This is a genomic window from Mucilaginibacter sp. SG538B, from assembly GCF_013376065.1.
In the GTDB taxonomy this organism is placed as follows: domain Bacteria; phylum Bacteroidota; class Bacteroidia; order Sphingobacteriales; family Sphingobacteriaceae; genus Mucilaginibacter; species Mucilaginibacter rubeus.
Genome location: NZ_JABMJI010000001.1, coordinates 1,509,797 through 1,527,363, shown reverse-complemented (window position 1 = coordinate 1,527,363; position 17,567 = coordinate 1,509,797). Strand labels below are relative to the sequence as shown.

10 protein-coding genes are annotated in these 17,567 nt (G+C 43.4%); 2 read left to right on the top strand and 8 right to left on the bottom strand.

What is annotated here, in order from left to right:
• Nucleotide 1 precedes the first annotated feature (1 nt).
• From FHW88_RS06165 to FHW88_RS06155, 3 genes are all read right to left on the bottom strand, one after another.
• The gene (locus FHW88_RS06165; RefSeq protein WP_176623925.1) at nt 2-3,361 is read right to left on the bottom strand and encodes a TonB-dependent receptor; all 3,360 of its coding nucleotides are present in this window, start codon (nt 3,359-3,361) and stop codon (nt 2-4) included.
• 110 nt (nt 3,362-3,471) lie between these two features.
• Entirely contained in the window at nt 3,472-4,410 is a 939-nt protein-coding gene (locus FHW88_RS06160) for a FecR family protein (protein ID WP_176623923.1), read from the bottom strand.
• A 48-nt stretch (nt 4,411-4,458) separates the two neighbouring features.
• On the bottom strand, nt 4,459-5,067 hold the full coding sequence (locus tag FHW88_RS06155) for an RNA polymerase sigma factor (RefSeq protein ID WP_176623921.1): 609 nt from the start codon (nt 5,065-5,067) through the stop codon (nt 4,459-4,461).
• A gap of 186 nt (nt 5,068-5,253) precedes the next feature.
• Between FHW88_RS06155 and FHW88_RS06150 the strand changes: the two genes are divergently transcribed.
• Nucleotides 5,254-5,907 carry a FadR/GntR family transcriptional regulator gene (locus FHW88_RS06150; protein ID WP_176623919.1) on the top strand — a complete coding sequence of 218 codons (654 nt, stop codon included), beginning with the start codon at nt 5,254-5,256 and terminating at the stop codon, nt 5,905-5,907.
• A 56-nt stretch (nt 5,908-5,963) separates the two neighbouring features.
• Nucleotides 5,964-7,193, top strand: a complete 1,230-nt coding sequence (locus FHW88_RS06145) for an MFS transporter (protein ID WP_176623917.1) — start codon at nt 5,964-5,966, stop codon at nt 7,191-7,193.
• Between the two features lie 261 nt (nt 7,194-7,454).
• Here the strand turns inward: FHW88_RS06145 and FHW88_RS06140 are convergent, their stop codons facing one another.
• The 5 genes from FHW88_RS06140 to FHW88_RS06120 form a co-directional block, all read right to left on the bottom strand.
• On the bottom strand, nt 7,455-8,225 hold the full coding sequence (locus FHW88_RS06140) for a DUF1080 domain-containing protein (protein WP_176623915.1): 771 nt from the start codon (nt 8,223-8,225) through the stop codon (nt 7,455-7,457).
• Between the two features lie 117 nt (nt 8,226-8,342).
• Complete coding sequence (locus tag FHW88_RS06135; RefSeq protein ID WP_218117131.1) at nt 8,343-10,307, bottom strand: c-type cytochrome; 1,965 nt, start codon at nt 10,305-10,307, stop codon at nt 8,343-8,345.
• A 12-nt stretch (nt 10,308-10,319) separates the two neighbouring features.
• A complete protein-coding gene (locus FHW88_RS06130) occupies nt 10,320-12,155 on the bottom strand; it encodes a family 16 glycoside hydrolase (protein ID WP_176623913.1) in 1,836 nt (611 codons plus the stop codon).
• A gap of 144 nt (nt 12,156-12,299) precedes the next feature.
• Nucleotides 12,300-15,869 carry a VCBS repeat-containing protein gene (locus FHW88_RS06125; RefSeq protein WP_176623911.1) on the bottom strand — a complete coding sequence of 1,190 codons (3,570 nt, stop codon included), beginning with the start codon at nt 15,867-15,869 and terminating at the stop codon, nt 12,300-12,302.
• Nucleotides 15,870-15,938: 69 nt separating this feature from the next.
• Nucleotides 15,939-17,558, bottom strand: a complete 1,620-nt coding sequence (locus tag FHW88_RS06120) for a RagB/SusD family nutrient uptake outer membrane protein (RefSeq protein WP_176623909.1) — start codon at nt 17,556-17,558, stop codon at nt 15,939-15,941.
• Nucleotides 17,559-17,567: the final 9 nt, after the last annotated feature.

Below are 17,567 nucleotides of genomic sequence, written 5' to 3'. Positions count from 1 at the left end.
TTTATAAACCTACGTTAACACCTACTAAAATGATCCTTGATTGTGGATACAAGCCTAAATCAACACCATTTTGGTTGATACCAACTTCCGGGTCAAGACCTGTGTATTTGGTAAATGTGGCCAGGTTTTGCGCATTAGCGAAAATTCGGGCACTACGTACACCAATTTTAGTCAATAGTGTTTTTGGTAAGGTATAACCCAGGGTTACATTTTTAATACGCATGTATGAACCGTTCTCTACATAAAAGTCAGATACGTTGCCAAAATTGCCATTTGCATCACTTGCCGACAGACGTGGAATATTAGTGTTGGTATGGCTTGGTGTCCAGGCATTTTTTGCATCAGCCAGCAGGTTATAGTTTTGAATAGATGCATTAAGGCCGGTGTATTTAACTGCATTGAACAATTTATTACCTGCTACACCCTGCAAAAACACACTCATATCAAACGGGCCGTAATTAAAGTTGGCTGTAAAACCATAACTAACTTTAGGAAACGGTGTACCCATGTACGTTTTATCTGCTTCGGTTATTTTACCATCATGGTCCGTATCCACGAACTTAATATCGCCAGGTTTCGCATTTGGCTGAATAAGCGCTCCGGTTGGACCTTTGTAGTTATTCACTTCATCCTGCGATTGGAATAAACCCGCAGTTTTGTAACCAAAGAAAGAATACATCGCGTAACCTTGCTTCAACCAAACAGGCACCAGGCTGCCCCTTACGCTTGGGTCGGCAAGAATTGTTTGTTGGCCAGGTAAAATGTCATCAATTTTATTTTTGATGTATGAACCATTGGCAATGAAATTGTAATGAAGTTCGCCCACGTTACCCTGATATTTGATAGATAGCTCAATACCTTTATTCTGGATCTTTCCACCATTAACATACGGCGGGTTTGATACACCATAAACAGCTGCAACCGGTGGATGAAATATAAAACGAGTATTTGTTTTTACAAATGCATCAGCTGTAACATTCAGCTTGCCGTTCATCAGGCCTAAATCAACACCAACGTTGGTTTGTGCTGCTTTTTCCCAAATGAGATCAAGATTAGCTAAACCATCAACAGCTGCACCGGTAACTCCTGTAGCTGGGTTTCCGAGATATCCGGATGTTTTTGACACACTAACCGAAGTAGGGAAGTAGGTATTAAGCCCTGCAAGGTTACCTGATTGACCGTAACTTGCCCTTATTTTGGCAAAAGACACTAAGCCGTCTTTAGGGAAAAAATCTTCTTTGCTAACTATCCAACCACCGGAAACCCCCGGGTAGTTTTCAACTCTGTGCTGCGCTGCGATGCTTGAAGTAGCGTCACGACGAAATATCCCATTAATAAAATATTTTCCTTCAAAATCGTATCCTACCCTTCCAATGTAAGAAATTAAACCCTGCTCAGATTTTGCTCCCTGTAATGGCAAACCTGTAGGATTAAGTGTGCCATTAATGATATAACGAACCGCTGGATCTTCGCTCTGATAATTATCAGTATTTACGCTGACAAACTCGTTCATATCATCCTGATAAGTGTAACCTGCCAATGCCGATATGTGATGTTTTTCGCCAAATGTTCTGTCGAAGTTTAAAGTTTGTTCGGCGAGAATGGTACGCGAGTTGTTCTGCTCCTGGAACAGGAAGTTGTCAAAAAACTTTTTACCCGGCTCCAATATCCTTGTGCTGAAGTTTTTGATAGTTTCTGAGTTTTTGGTAATACCTAAATTTGAGCGGAATTTTAAGCCTTTGATCAGGTTTATTTCAACATAAGGGTTAACGTTGAAGCTGCTTACACCATCACTGTTATCTAAACGTTTCAGGTAAGCAACCGGGTTAATTACGTCGCCGTAAGAACCCGCGTAGTCAGCCGGCACACCGCCAAAACTACCATCGGCATTGTAAATAGAAGCGTTTGGCGGATAAAATATAGCTGATAAAATAGCACCGGTATAAGCGCTTGTTGTGTTAGCGCCCTGGCCGTTATTGTAAGAGTATGACATACTTTCACCAATTTTTAACCAGTTGTTGATTTGGTGATCAGAGTTTACGCGAAAGTTATAACGGATAGCATTGGTATTTAAAAGAATTGCGTTGTTTTTTCGATAACCGCCCGAAATATAAAAAGTAGATTTTTCGCTGCCGCCGCTGATATTCAGGTTATAATCCTGTATGTAGCCTGTCCTAAACAAGGCGTCAGTCCAGTTAGTACGTGTGATGCGCGAATCGGGATTTACAGTAGCATCAAAGGCCGGCAAACGCTTTTTGCCTGCATTATCATAAGCTGTGTTGATCGCATCGGCATAATCAGCAGCGTTTAAGGCCTGTAATATTTTCAAGGCGTTTTGTACGCCGCCTTTTGCGGTAATATCTAAATTGGTTTTGCCTTGTTTACCGCGTTTGGTTGTGATCAGTATTACGCCACCGGCAGCTTTGGCACCGTAGATGGCGGCGTATGAATCTTTCAATACGTCAATTGATTCGATATCGGCCGGGTCAATAGGGCCACCATTATAAACGGTTCCATCAACCACAATCAGCGGGCCTTCAGTATTAAAAGAGCTTTGACCGCGTAGCCTGATGCTTGGGCCCGAAGTTGGATCGCCACCTTCGTTTAGTACGGTAACACCTGCAATTTGTCCCTGCAGCATTTCGGTCACCGAACCTACCGAACGATCTTTAACATTACTAACTTTTAACGAACCTACCGAACCGGTTACATCGGTATTTTTTTGAGTACCGTAACCTACCACTACTACGGCGTTTAAACCCGTAACGTCGGCCTCCAAAGTAATGCTAAGCGGCGATTGACCGGCAGTAACTTCGCGGCTTTTGTAGCCGATAAAGCTAAAAACCAGCACCTCGCCCTTTTCAACAGTAATTTTAAAATTACCATTAACATCGGTTGAGGTAGCGGCAGTTGAAGTTTTGCTGCGTACAGCCACGCCGGCCAGCGGACCGTCTTTATCGGTCACTGTTCCGGTCACCGTAATTTTTTCGGGTGCACGTACCACCTTTTTGTGCGAGATGATAATAGTGCCGTACTTTTCGCGGTACTCCAATTGCGTATTGGCAGTTAAAGCGTTAAGCACATCTTTTAATGGCTTGTTAACAAATGAACTTGCCTTTACTTTTACCACGGCCACATCATCCATCTTGTAGTTAAATGCAACGGTATTTACCGCTTTTTTGAGTTTCTCGAGCGAGGCGTCCATGGTTTCATCGGCAAACTTTACGGTTACCGGCTGATCCATCAGCGATACACTACGCTCGGCGAAGGCGCGTGAGGGCAATACTGCCGTCAGGGTTGTTACCAGCAACAAAATTGCTGAGATTAATCTTCTTGAAATCCGGGTTAAAGATTTTTCCATACATTTGTTTTTAAAGTGATTAGTAACTGCCTGTTGGCTTTTAGTTTTGGCAGCTACACTTAATTGAGCCAGTGCCTGTTGGAGCAGGCATTGGTTTTCCTTTTATATTGCTATTTAATATTTACCGTATCTCCGTTTAACTTATACTTTCGGCCATCAATAAACTGAAGTATATCCAGCACCTGCCTGATATTCAACTTATTTGAAAACCTTACCGAGTAGTGCTGCTGCGCCAGCCGTTTTTCATTGTATTTAAAATTCACGCTGTAGCGGTTTTGCAGGTAAACGGTGATCTCCTTAAATGACGCATTATCCAGTATCAACTCCTCATGCATCCAGCTTAGGGAATGATCGGCCATTAGTTCCTGGTGTGTAAAGCTTTCATGCTGTTTATTATAGGTTAGCTGCTGCCTCGGTGTATAAAAACCCAATGTATGACGCTGATCATGCACCTCAACCTTGCCGCTGTTCACATAAACCTGCAGGTCGGGCAGCTCTTTATAAAATTTGATATTGAACGATGTACCAAGCACCTGAGTAGTAACCTTAGCGGTGTGCACCATAAAGGGCCTTTTAATATCATGCTTCACATCAAAAAAGGCTTCTCCATTTATCAGCGTTACTTCTCTTTTTGAATCGCCAAAGCTAACCGGGAATTTTAATGATGTACCCGCGTTTAACTGAACAGTTGAGCTATCTGGCAGCATTACCTGTTTCATGCAGCCTTTAGGAGCGGTGATTACCTGGTAAGCAATTTGCTCATTTTTGTGGGTGGCTAATTTTGAGTAGAACAGTCCGGCACATACAGCTACCAAAACAGCAGCGGCAACTTTCAACCAGGTGGTATTTAGCCTGCGGATTTTACCTCTTTCTATGGTTTGTTTTTCTATCCGCTCCCAAAGCGGTTGCTTAAGGGCTTTAACATTGTCGCCGGTTTTGGCATCCGTGTCAAGGTTATGCATCAGTTGTTGTAAAAGCTGCAATTCCTCGTCGGTGCATTTACCGGCGTTAAACTTATTGAGTAGTTTTTTTATTTCTCTTTGATTCACCTAACAGGGGCTTTATACCTGATAAGTGACCTGAGACGGAGGAGTGTACTATAACTTTTTGAAAAAAATTATCAACAGCAAAAATCTGCTATAATTATCAAAGGGGATGACATCGTAATACTTCTGAACAGATTTCTTCAGCCTGCTTAAAGCATTACTGATTTGGTTGCGTACGGTTTGGTGCGATAAGCCTAAAAACTCGGCAATCTGCGGGCCGGTCATGTCCTGCTCACGGCTGCACAGGTACACCTGGCGCATTTTTTCGGGCATATCCGCTATTTCCTGGTCTATCAAAAAGTGCAATTCGGCAAGGGAAAGTTTTTGATCGGTGCTGTGTTCATAAGTTTCCTGTATTTCGGAAACATCATCTAATGGCCGTGGTTTGATGCTTTGCTTTTTGTACCACTTATAGCTCATGTAGTTAACAGAAACCATGAGGTAGGCTTCAAGCGCTCCATTTACCTGGATAGTATTACGATTTTTCCATATGGAGAGGAACAGCTCCTGTACCATATCCATCGCTTCATCCTCGTTTTGGGTTTTCTTTAACGCGAAGGCAATCAACCTATCCGCATAACGCTCATAAATTTCCTGGAATGCACCATCGTTACCGCCCTGCAGTTCAAGTAGAAGTTGTGCATCCGAATATTGTTTCACAAGGGGTATTTTTATGGCATCAAAGTAACGGCACTAATGTTAAGCTAAATTTAAATATATATTAATGCTTTAGAAAACACAGGCTAATAATTGGCACTATTTTTTAAAAATAGATTTTGCCCCCAAAATAACTTTTATTTCTCAAACAAACCTATACCTTTGTAATTCATCTGATGATTTACACAAATGAGTAAAATTATTAAAAGGTCGCTGGCTGAAGAGATTGCTGAGAAACTGAAGGAGCAGATTGCCGGAGGAAGGTATCAAATAAATGATAAACTACCAACCGAACCGGAGCTTATGACCGAGTTTGGTGTTGGCCGCTCAAGCATTCGCGAAGCAACAAAAAGCCTGGTACAATCAGGCCTGCTTAGGATCCAGCAGGGTGCGGGTACTTTTGTAGAGCGCAGTACTGTTAATCCGGAGCCAATGGAAGCCCGTATTAAACGCGCCCGGTCACAGGACCTTGACGAAGTGAGACAGTTACTGGAGATGAAAATAGCCGAGAAAGCTGCTATAAACCGCTCGCAAAAAGATATTTTTAACATGAAAAGCCATTTAGAAACCCGAAACAGAACTGCCGAAGCCGGGCTATTGGAAGAGTGTATTGACGCTGATGTTAAATTTCACATCGCTATTGCCGAAGCATCAAAAAACGAGATCCTGAGCGATCTATATAAAACGGCAGCCGTACATTTAAAAAACTGGTTCACTGAAATCCACCCTGATACGCGCATTTTTATCGAAACTCAGCACCTGCACGAAAAGCTCCTGAAAAACATTCTCGATTGCGATTCGAAACAGGCCTGGAATACCGTTATCGAAATTCATCAATATTAAAAAATTTCATCAAATTCATCTGATGATATAATGTTTTATAATTTAATCTGTCGCTAATGGAATCTACATCGCCAACAACTATTATCCCCGAACCTAAAAAATTGGTTCAGCAAACAGTGTATTCAATTTTGTTTACAATAAGCCTTGCACACTTTATCAATGATATGCTGCAATCGGTTATACCGTCCATATACCCGCTTATCAAACAACGGTTTAGTCTTAATTTTACTCAAATAGGGCTAATCACCTTCACCTATCAAATTACCGCTTCTATTTTGCAGCCATTTGTAGGCCTTTATACCGATAAAAAACCCAAACCATATTCATTGGCAATTGGCATGGGTTTCACTCTATCCGGACTGATGCTTGCCTCTTTTGCCGGCAACTTTTCTATTATGCTGATGGCCGTAAGTCTTATTGGTATTGGCTCATCCATATTTCACCCGGAGTCATCCCGGGTGGCACATTTAGCATCGGGAGGAAAAAAAGGACTGGCTCAATCTATTTTTCAGCTGGGTGGTAATGCCGGCAGCGCAATTGGACCGCTGCTTGCAGCTCTTATCGTGATCCCTTACGGACAATCAAACGTGATCTGGTTTTGCCTTATCGCCTTCGCCGGAATTTTGGTATTGCTCCGCATAGCTAAATGGTATGCCGAACGCCTCAGTTTTAATGCAAAAAACAAAAATGCTAAAGAAACCGTTCAGTTGAACATCTCCAAAAGAAGGGTGATATTCTCCCTGGGCATTTTGCTGGTGCTTATATTCTCCAAATATTTTTACCTGGCCAGCATCACCAGCTATTATACTTTCTTCCTGATCAATAAGTTCCATTTAAGCATTCAGCAATCACAAATTTATCTGTTTATGTTTTTAGGATCAGTAGCTGCGGGAACGCTTTTCGGCGGGCCGTTAGGTGATCGTTTTGGCCGTAAATACATCATCTGGATTTCGATATTGGGTGTAGCGCCCTTTACCATGCTCCTGCCCTACGTATCGCTATTTTGGACGGGCGTTTTATCTGTGTTTATCGGCCTAATCCTTTCATCGGCATTTTCGGCAATTTTAGTTTACGCTACCGAACTTGTACCAGGAAAGGTAGGTTTAATAGCGGGCTTATTCTTCGGCCTGGCTTTTGGTATGGGCGGTTTAGGATCGGCTATATTGGGTAAAGTTGCTGATATGACCAGTATCAACTATGTATTTAAGGTTTGCGCGTACTTGCCGCTGATAGGTATCTTCACCGGCTTATTGCCTAATATTGAAGGGAAGAAGGCAGTGAGTTAAGATTTTAAATGCCCTTAATATCTCGCGCTCGTTTTCAACGAGTGCGTAACGTGGGTTTGCGTTTATAACGCAATGGCGATACAATCGCCGAACCATATTAAGCGCTCGTTATAAACGAGCGCAAGATGATCGCCTTAAAAACGGCATCAATTTATTAAAACCGTCATTGCGAGGAACGAAGCAATCCCCTATTAGCAAAGCAGCTATACAAGTCTCTCTGTACAGTTTGCGATTGCTTCGTTCCTCGCAACGACGTTTTTTTTACAACTCTCTTACCCAAACATTACGATAACTGATCGGTTCACTTTTATCACCGTGCGCCTGCAGCTTTATGGGAGCAGCACCATGTTTACGGTATTCAGGCTTACCAATGTAAGGGGTATCTCCTATTAATGAGGTATTGTTTTGAACCAGCACACCATTGTGAATTACGGTAGCGCGGGCGGCCGATTTTAACGAACCATCCTCATTAAAACGGGGAGCTGTCCAGATCACATCATAAGTTTGCCACTCGCCGGGTTTGCGGCAAGCGTTTGCCAAGGGGATGGCTTGTTTATATAAACTGCCCACCTGCCCGTTCACATAGGTTTTATTATTATAGTTATCAAGCACCTGCAACTCATAACCACCGGCTCCCCATGGCAGGGCTGCCAGGAAAATGCCGCTGTTACCGCGTGCTTGTCCGCTGCCGGTTATGTTTGATGGGATGCGATATTCGATATGCAACTGAAAATCCATGAATTTACGTTTGGTTTGGATATCGCCTGCGGTTTTATCTACCGTAATAATTTTATTATCAACTTTCCATTTATGGTTTGATGTACTATCGTTGGTGGCTACCCATTCGTCGAGGTTTTTGCCATCAAACAAAATGATGGCATCAGAAGGTGCATCTCCCAGAGTTTTACCAGGGGTAACTACAGCCGGCACCGGCGACCAGATCTCGGTATCCTCCGGCTTCGCATTTTGCTGCGCGAATATTGTTAAAGAACTGCCTGCTAATAAAGCAGTGAAAATAAGTTTGCGTTTCATTTTTAAAACAATTGATCAGGGTTAAATAATCAGATAACTATTCATGTTTAGCTGAAAGCCTAAAAGCTTTTAAGGCAGGGCCTTTAGCTTTTTGCTTTAAGCCTTCGGCTTTCAGCTTTATTTCGCAAGCGATTTGATCCATAAAGCTATCTTACGGGCCTCTTCCTTAGGAACCTGCGGCATAGGTGGCATAGGCGTTGAATAATCTGGCCAGTGCTCGGGCTTCGGACTACGGATCAGCTGGATCAATTCGGCCACGCTATATTTGCGTTTAGCTACATCCACGTAAGCCGGACCAACCTGTCTTTTTGTAGCGTTATGGCACGAAAGACAGGTATTTTTCAGCAGGATCGGCTGCACCTCTGCATAAGTAGGAACCGCGCTTAACCCAACTGCAGATTTTACTGCCGCAGCTTTTTTACCGGCAACGCCTTTTTTCAGATCGGCCGCAGCTGCGGCTTTGGCGGAATTTATCGTACTTACCTCCGTCATGGAAAGTTTTTGCCCTTCGGGGATATTATTCAACGTATAATAAGCCGTTGGGTGAACTAAATTGAAATAGTTTTCCTTATCGCGGATGCCTGCAAGCGTAATGGTGTGGATATAATATTTACGCAGGTTATTCACAATCAATCGCGCTTTTAAACCATCTGCAGATACCTTCACACCTGCTATCGGGCATTTTTCGGTATTCACCGGCGGACTGCCATATACGCCATGGTATTTATAGATATAGCTTTCTACAGAGTATGAAGCAATATCTTCAGCTACTTTCTTATCAACCGGCTTGGTAAACTCTATCTCAAAACCATCGGGCATTGCATGGATAGCACGCATCTCAAACGGAACTTTATTGTTCCATACCAATCGCTGCAAGCCCATAGTGGCCTCCCCTGCAGATCCCCAGCCACGGTTGGTTTCGCCTGCAGCCAATGAACCATCAGGTAACCAGGCCAGCCTTACTATGCCCGATTGGAAACCGCTTCTAAAAGCCCAGGCCGCGCCTTGGTATTCGCCGTTAACCTTCTCTAAAAACACCCTGTCGACCATACTTTGGCCCTGGTCGCAGATCAGTAATTGCCCGGCAAAAGGGCCGAATGCGCCTTCCGGGATTTTAACAATTTCGGAGTTGGAGATTCCTAAGATCCCATGCGGTAACCAAACCGCGGGCAGTTGTAATTCAGGGATTTCCTTTTTAGCCTCAAACTCCGTTTTAAATTTTTCATTAACAATATCCTGCGGCTTTACTGGTTGGCCGTTTTTATCAAATTCTATCCTCGGGTTGTTTTTGGCAAAGAATTGCTCGGAAGTGAGTTTTAGCGGCGAGTTAGGCAAACCCGTCCAAACCAGGCTTGAAGGATGCCCCATAAAAGCTCCTTTTTTGATCGGCATGATACTACCTGAACCAACCCAGTCGCCCTGGTTATCTGAATACCAAAGTTCGCCATCAATCATACTAATACCGCAAGGCGAACGCAAGCCCGCTGCCCATGGCGTAACAGTGCCATCTTCTTTAATATTTAAAGCCCAGCCCCGGTAAGGCACAAAGCTTTTCGGGTGCCACCAATCGGGCGGGAAGCCGAGGTTCAAAGTCACAAAGAATGAGCCATCGGGCGCTATTTTAGGCCCGAAGCTATACTCATGATAGTTACCAGATAATGGCCATGCATAAATAGTTTCAAAAACATCGGCCTTACCATCCATATTGGTATCAACCAGCTTGGTCAATTCGCCGCGTTGAACAACGTACAACGCACCATCTTTCCAGGCGGCACCCAGCACCTCATGCAAGCCCGAAGCAAACTTGCGGAAAAAAGGATGCTGACCGGTTGGATTTTCGACCATAAATATATCTCCACGACGGGTAGTTACCGCCAGGGTGCCATTAGGCAGCGTACACAAACCGCCAACTTCCAGGATAGTACCCTCAGGCGCGGGCACTTTCATGATCTTAAAAAAGTCATCTTCTTTAGGCGATTCGGCCTGGGCAAAAGTATTTTTGATATCGCTCAACAGCGCGATAATTATAAGCGTAAATAAAAACGTGCCCTTGTTTATCATTTGTTTTAAAGTATTGTTCATGATCAAGGCAGCTTAAAAAATGATAGAATAGGTTAATTTCTTTTGAATGGGGATGATGAGTTCCTGCTTTCCTCCCGCATCCCGAACAATAGGTTTGGCGCCTGCTGCATCATCAATACGGATATAGTAAGATTTATCGTCAATGACATATAATCCATTGCCAAGCGTTTCGATATTGCCCGATGCCAGATGATAAAACAGGCCGTCTACTGCATTGGCAAGTGTTACTTCCCGGTGAATGCCTTGCCCTTTATCCATCACACTGCTGGCATCATTTACCGAAGTGCCATAAATATTGTACTTAAATGCAGGAACATCGTCGGCATTCAAAACATAGCCTTTTGGCCTGTACCCTGTACCGGCAGTATCCAAAGCCCAGGCGGCATTTGCATCGCTCAGCTTTTCGATAGCAGGGACAGGTTTGCCAAGATATTGTACAGACCCAGCCGGGCGCGATGAGCCATCGCCCCTGTCATGCCACATGGGTGTGGCATCTAAAAAACCACCACGCCAGATCTCAACAATCATTCCTTTATCCAGATCATAAGTGTAGTGTAACAGTTCGGGGCTGCCTACATTTACACCATGGGTAACCCTGATACCTCCGGGCAAATCAGAAAAGCTCCGTAATACAGTATTTGAAGTTGCATTAATCAAAATAGGATCAACAGGATCATTGTTGCTTACATTGGCATCGCTCAATAAATATTCGCGGATGCCAGGGCCTGATACCGTAAGCCCTAAAGCCGGTCTGGCCCAGTCGACAGTTTTTGAGTAGAATAATTCAAACGGATGATCACCGGGTTGTAACTGAGTCTTGCCCTCACCCTTGTTTTCGGTTAACGTAACCGCGTCGGCGCCGTCAATACGCAACTTGCCTTTACCACCCGGTACATTTAGTTTAAAAACGTATTCGCCGGCTTCTTTAATTTGAATACTGCCAGTATAACGGATTAGGAAATCATTGGTAAGCTTACCCTGGTTTGATGATAATACAGGCGAAGTTCCTTCTGATTCGGGTTTTAGTTTCTTATAACTATCTCCCTCAATAATCCCATCTTTATAAACCCCGTATTTCAGGTTTGAAAGTGCAGGGTGAGGCTTGTCAAAACTGGTTATCCTGATATTCCTGAAAGCTACCGGACCATGATCACCCTGTAAACGCAGCGGACCGGTGGCGGCCTCCTTAGTATCAAAAGCTCCGCGGGTTGGTCCGGCAAGCTCCACATTATCCTGGATCAAAACACCATTGAGCCAGATGTAAAGAACCTTGGCGTTACTAATCTTTTGGCCGTTGCCATCAAAGCGCGGCGCCTGGAACGAAATTTTCATGTGCTGCCACAAACCCGGCGCACGGCTGGCATTTTGCCTCGGCGCATGGCCATCATAACCTTGCTGACCTTCGGGCTTGCTATCGTCCCAGCGCTCATAAATACCGCCATTATCGCCCGATTTTGGGTTTACCGTTCCCCAGCTATCCAACAACTGGATCTCGTAACGGCCCTGCAAATAAATACCCGAATTGGAACCTTTGGCCATCATATAATCAAGCTCCAGATCGGCATCGCCATAAGTGGTTTTGGTAAACAGGTCTTTCGCGTCCTTTTTGCCGGGCAGATTTACCAAAATCCCGTTACCGTCTTTAAGGGTTAAAACTTCATTCTGCGCAATATCAGCCTGTACGCCGGCCGCTACTTTCCAGTTAGGTGATGGATTATCAAAAAAAGAAAGATCATTAAGTGATACCGTGTTTTGCGCCCTGAGTTGCTGGCAACCCAACAGGCAAACACACGCTATCCAAAACTTTTTTCTGCCGAAGAGCTTAGGAGATTGATTAAAGCAATGCATTGATTTTTAATTATAATATGGTTTATTGGCTAAAGCGCATAACAATGCGGCCTTATATTAGCGACGCAAGATAATTAATTTACGCAATCGATTACGAAATATTTTAATCAATTTCCGGTGTAATTTCACCCGATGGTAAAACACCTAATTTACAAGCCTTTGATTACCCTTGTCATCAAAAACGGTAACGCTTAATATTTTGTCATTAAGCTGTATAAACCTTGCTGATTGCGACAAAAAAGATGAGCCAAAATAAAATTCCTGCCTTGAGGTATTGGCGTTCTTATATTTAATCAGTGCATAAACATCATTGGCCTTAACCGGGATAGTTTTTGTTTTATTTTCTGATCTGAAAACTTTTAAAACATCTTTATGCTGACTGGCGGCCAATATTACCTGCCCATTTTTATCACGGAACTTAACCAGAGCCTTACCATCCCCCGGAATATAAATACCGCTTTGCATAATACTTAATGGCTTAAAGTTGCCTTTGCCGTCACCTTTCAGCATTAAACCGTTAAGCGCATCATAACGCCCGATAGTAGCATCACTGCCATAATCGTTGCCATTGATAACTACATCGAGGTTTCCATCCCCGTCAAAATCGCCGGTTTCCATACCGTTTAATACCGATACCTGGGCTTCAACCGGCAGCGGGATAGCTGTAAATTTACCATTACCATCATTCCTTAAAAAACATGATTGTAAGGTATTAGCTTTCAGCCTCAACGCCCCGCTCCTCTGTTCGGGTGAAAGCACCTCATCCATAGTTGCCAAGGCGTACGAGCGATAATTGGTAAACTTTTTTCTCATGCTGATCATTTGCTTCAGCATATCATCGCGACCGTACATTGGGTACTCTTTTTTGTCCCCGTTTTGATCGGGTAGGAAAATAGACGGAATCGCGCTGTAGATGCCGCTCTTATCAAATTCTTTAGCTGTAATGTAAACAGGATATTGGTCACTGGCTTTGATCAGGCTATTCTCGCCCAAATTCCCGACAATATAATCCGTACGGCCGGTATGCCTGAAATCTCCGGCTACCAATGAGTTCCACCAACCCAGCTTATTGCCCAGGCCGGATTGAACTGTGGTATTAACAAACTTACCATGTTCATTTTTAAGGAATGTTACCGGCATCCACTCGCCGGCCATGACCAGGTCGGGCCAGCCGTCGTTATCATAATCGGTAAACAGGGCATCACAAATCATGCCTATGTTTTTCAAAGCCGGGGCTACCTGTGCTGTAACATCCGTAAATTTTGCGTGACCATTTTCACTATCGTTCCGCAAAATAAAACTCGAAACAGGGTTGGGGTATTTCCATGGCTCAACTCTTCCTGATACAAACAGGTCGGGCTTGCCATCTTTATTATAATCACAAGCCCGTACGCAAAGTTTGCTGGTGAGATTTGAAGGCAAAGCATCAGCAGTAAGCGTAAAATTGCCTTTGCCATCATTGATATAAAGCCTGTCCTGGTATTCTGGACCATTTGCTGCAAATTCGTAACCTCCACTGGCTGCATATAAATCGAGTTTGCCATCACCATTGGCATCAAAAAGCAACAAACCCTCGTCTTGAAAGTTATGGACAGGATTAATATTGCCTGTTAACAGGTTACGGCGGTTAAATTTGCCGTCGGGCATCTGGAAAAAAACCTGGGCCTGATCGTAAGCGGTGCCGCCAATGATCAAATCATCAAAGCCATTGCCGTCGATATCACCCGCGGCTAAAGCCGGATTATACTCCGAAAGTTTGTGCGGGAGTAGTTTCTGGATATTAAAATCAAGAAAACCGCTTCCCTTGTTGGTATAATGGATCCCTATGGAATCTGTTATTTCTTTAAATAAAGCGTTCGCGGCTATTTGCGGCTGAACAAAGGAATAAGGGTCTTGAGCATTTTTTATATCAACCTTTATTAACTGATCTGCTTTTAGCTTTGTCAGCTTTTCTCTTTTGCCATTGGGCCATTTGATCAAAACCGAATCTATTGCGGTAACTTTACCCAAACCGAAATGCGCTATACTTTGTACCGATGAAATATATCCCCGGTAGGGATCATTTTCATATACCTGTGTCTTATCCTTATCGTAAAATATCTCGGCCGTAGCACCTAAGCCGTTAATATTTTGCCTATCACCTTTAAAGCTGATTTGCAGGTAGTGCGTTTTATCGAGGTTATTTTTATCATCGCGAGATGTGTTGCGATAAACTAAAGCTTCATCGTTGATATTGTTAACCACCATATCCATAGCCCCGTCATTATCCAGATCCACGTACACTGCACCGTTTGAAAAAGTAGGCAGGCTTAAGCCCCAATCCTTACTCACATCGGTAAAGGTGAGGTTGCCGTTATTCGCAAAAGCATAGTTATGCAGCTTAATTTCGGGGATTTGATCCAAAACTTTTTGTTTGGAAGTAACGGCATAGGCCTGCTCACGGTAAGTCATAAAATCATGGTCAGACACATCCTTAGGGAAGCCGTTGGTTACGATCATGTCCCGGTAGCCGTCATTATTAAAATCGGTGATCAGCGGTGTCCAGCTCCAGTCGGTTTGAGCAATGCCACTTAAAAAGCCTATTTCGCTAAAAGCAGGGGCGCCAATAGCACCATTCTGTCCTAAACGCGGCCCCTGGTTTAATTGCAGGGTATTGCGTACATATTGATATTGTGTACCATAAATATCAAAGTTTTGATAAGTTTGGTAACTATTGGGACCGAGGATCATCTTTTTGCGATAGTTGTCCTCCGGATTCATGTCCAGTTCAACAACATCAGGCAAGCCATCATTATTGATATCGATAACATCCTGCCCCATAGCGTTGTAGGATGTATGTTTAAAATATTCTTTAGTGCGATTGGTAAAGGTACCATCACGGTTGTTGATGTAAAGGATGTTGTTTGATATAAAATCATCCGATACGTAAATGTCTTTCCACCCGTCGTTGTTAAAATCGATCGTTGTGGCTGCATGGCCGTAACCATCCAGGTTAATACCTGCCTGTGCGGATACATCATGAAACACGCCATGATGTAATTTTTCATTCCAATCGTTACGGTACAACCTGCCCCGGCTATGATTTGCCGTATAATTTGAATTACCGAATAAATTAGGGTTGTAACTTGCTGTGGCGCTGTTTACTGTAAGGTACATATCCAGGTCACCATCGTTGTCATAGTCAAAAAAGCTGGCCATGGTTGATTGCGCGCCAGCTTCCAGACCATATTCTGAAGCCTCATCTTTAAAATGAGGAATACCATCGTTGCCTTTCCCCTGGTTAACGTATAGTATATTCCGCCTTTTTAGCGAGTCTTTGGTAATGGTGTTGCAAACGTAAATGTCCGGTAAACCATCATTGTTGATATCAACTACTGCAACACCTCTTCCCCATCGGCCCGCGCCATTTACACCCGCGGCATCGGTAATATCATCAAACTTAAAATCACCTTTATTAAGATATAGCTTGCTTGCCACTATATTACCTGTAAAGTATAAATCGGGCAGGCCATCGCCATTAAAATCGCCAACCCCTACGCCTCCTCCATTGTAAATATTCACCAAGTCTAACGGGTTAATCGAATCGTTTTCGATGATCTCATTTTTAAAATGAATGCCCGAATGAGATGATGAAACCTGCTGAAAAAGTGAAGTTTTTTTACAGGAGAATAAGGCAGATGAACATAGTATAACGATGGGTAAAATTTTCTTCATCAACAAAACTTACAATGGTAAAAGGGTTTCTCCCGATTGGAAGAAACCCTTTTAGCAAGATTAACAATATTAATAGCCCGGGTTTTGAGTTAAATTGGGATTAAGGCCAATTTCAAACTGAGGGATAGGATACAATTCGCGACCGGCAGGTATAGTTACGCCGTACACATTCTTAACAAATTCGGTAGCTACACCGGCTCTCCTCAAATCATAAAAAGTTGAATATTCGCCAGAAAGCTCATGCCTGTATTCACTGTAAATCATTTGTAAAGGATCAGTTATGACTTTGCCATCGCTAATGAAAGTTAACGGTGCTGAGCCGCCAAAAGCACGGTCACGAACCAGTTTCAGGGTAGCCAACGCACCAGCGGCATCGCCTGTGCGGGCCTGGCATTCAGCCTTGCTTAACAAAACTTCGCCATAACGTAACAGTATCTGGTTTTGAGCACCAAATATGGTTTGATCGCCTGAGTTACCTACCAATGTAGGGTCTCTCCAGAATTTTTCGTTGTAATAACCAGTTCTCAACTGCGTGTTATCAGAACCAACCCAAGGATGTGTTTTTGTACCGCATGTGTTGATGATCTTTCCATCATCACCTGTATACTTTGCCTTTACAACTGGATCAGTACTTGCAAAACCTGATATTACAAGCGGATATGATTTGATACCACCACGCGCTTTTATACCAGGGCTTGGGTTTTCATCGCCGGGTCCAATAACTGTAGCAATCCTACGTAAGTCGCCGTCCTGGAAGGAACTTGCCAACGCCGAATTGGCATAATCATAACCAAAGTTGGTTACCTCTTCGGGCATACCAAAAGTGCTGATCCAGGCCACCTCATTACTGGCGCCCCAACTTTGGGTGCCGGCAACATCAAATTGAACCTCGAAAAGTGATTCGGCATTGTTTTGTTTGTCATACTCATTTACATCAATAAAGTTAGGCAACAAGGTATACTTGCCTATTAACTGATTGTATGACGATAAAGCATCCGCATATTTTTTAAGCCACATTTGTGCTGCACCCAGGTACCCTAAAGCTGCACCTTTGGTAGCGCGGCCTTTATCTGCATCGGCCAGCGCTTCTTTCCATGGCAACAAGCCTGCTGCTGTTGTAAGATCGGATACAACCTGAGTAAACACCTGATCCTGGGTACTTCTTGGTGTTAAGCCAAGGTTTGTACCATCCTTTAATTCTAACGGAACACCGCCAAAACTTGCAGCCAGGTAATAGTAAGTCATGCCACGTAAAAAGTAGACTTCGCCGGTAAGTCTGTCGGCAAGCGCTGCGGTCAAAACTCCATTAGCTTTCATTTTTGCAATGATAGGTAACGCTGAATTTGCGCGGGCTATACCAACATAAGCACGGGTCCAGAACACCTCGATAGCGCCAAACGTCGAAGGGATCGCATAGGTATTATAGAACCTATCATTACCCCAGTTAAAAAAATCATGCGACTGAAAATTTGCATAATACCAAATTGACTTTTTTAACAGATCGGCATTTTGATAGGTATCATAAATGGCATTTACAAGTGCTATCCCGTCGGCTGGTTTATCAAATAAAGTTGTCGCTGTAGGGTGCTGTGAATCGGTTTGATCCAGAAAGTTTTTCTTACAGCTTAACGGGAGCAATACTGCCAGTCCAACTGAAAGTACGTATATATATTTCTTGTTGAATTTCATTTCTTTACT

Bases quoted from the DNA above. Each gene is read 5' to 3' on its own strand.
- FHW88_RS06165 (WP_176623925.1), bottom strand. From the start codon at position 3,361: ATGGAAAAATCTTTAACCCGGATTTCAAGAAGATTAATCTCAGCAATT.
- FHW88_RS06150 (WP_176623919.1), top strand. From the start codon at position 5,254: ATGAGTAAAATTATTAAAAGGTCGCTGGCTGAAGAGATTGCTGAGAAA.
- FHW88_RS06145 (WP_176623917.1), top strand. From the start codon at position 5,964: ATGGAATCTACATCGCCAACAACTATTATCCCCGAACCTAAAAAATTG.
- FHW88_RS06140 (WP_176623915.1), bottom strand. From the start codon at position 8,225: ATGAAACGCAAACTTATTTTCACTGCTTTATTAGCAGGCAGTTCTTTA.
- FHW88_RS06135 (WP_218117131.1), bottom strand. From the start codon at position 10,307: ATGAACAATACTTTAAAACAAATGATAAACAAGGGCACGTTTTTATTT.
- FHW88_RS06130 (WP_176623913.1), bottom strand. From the start codon at position 12,155: ATGCATTGCTTTAATCAATCTCCTAAGCTCTTCGGCAGAAAAAAGTTT.
- FHW88_RS06125 (WP_176623911.1), bottom strand. From the start codon at position 15,869: ATGAAGAAAATTTTACCCATCGTTATACTATGTTCATCTGCCTTATTC.
- FHW88_RS06120 (WP_176623909.1), bottom strand. From the start codon at position 17,558: ATGAAATTCAACAAGAAATATATATACGTACTTTCAGTTGGACTGGCA.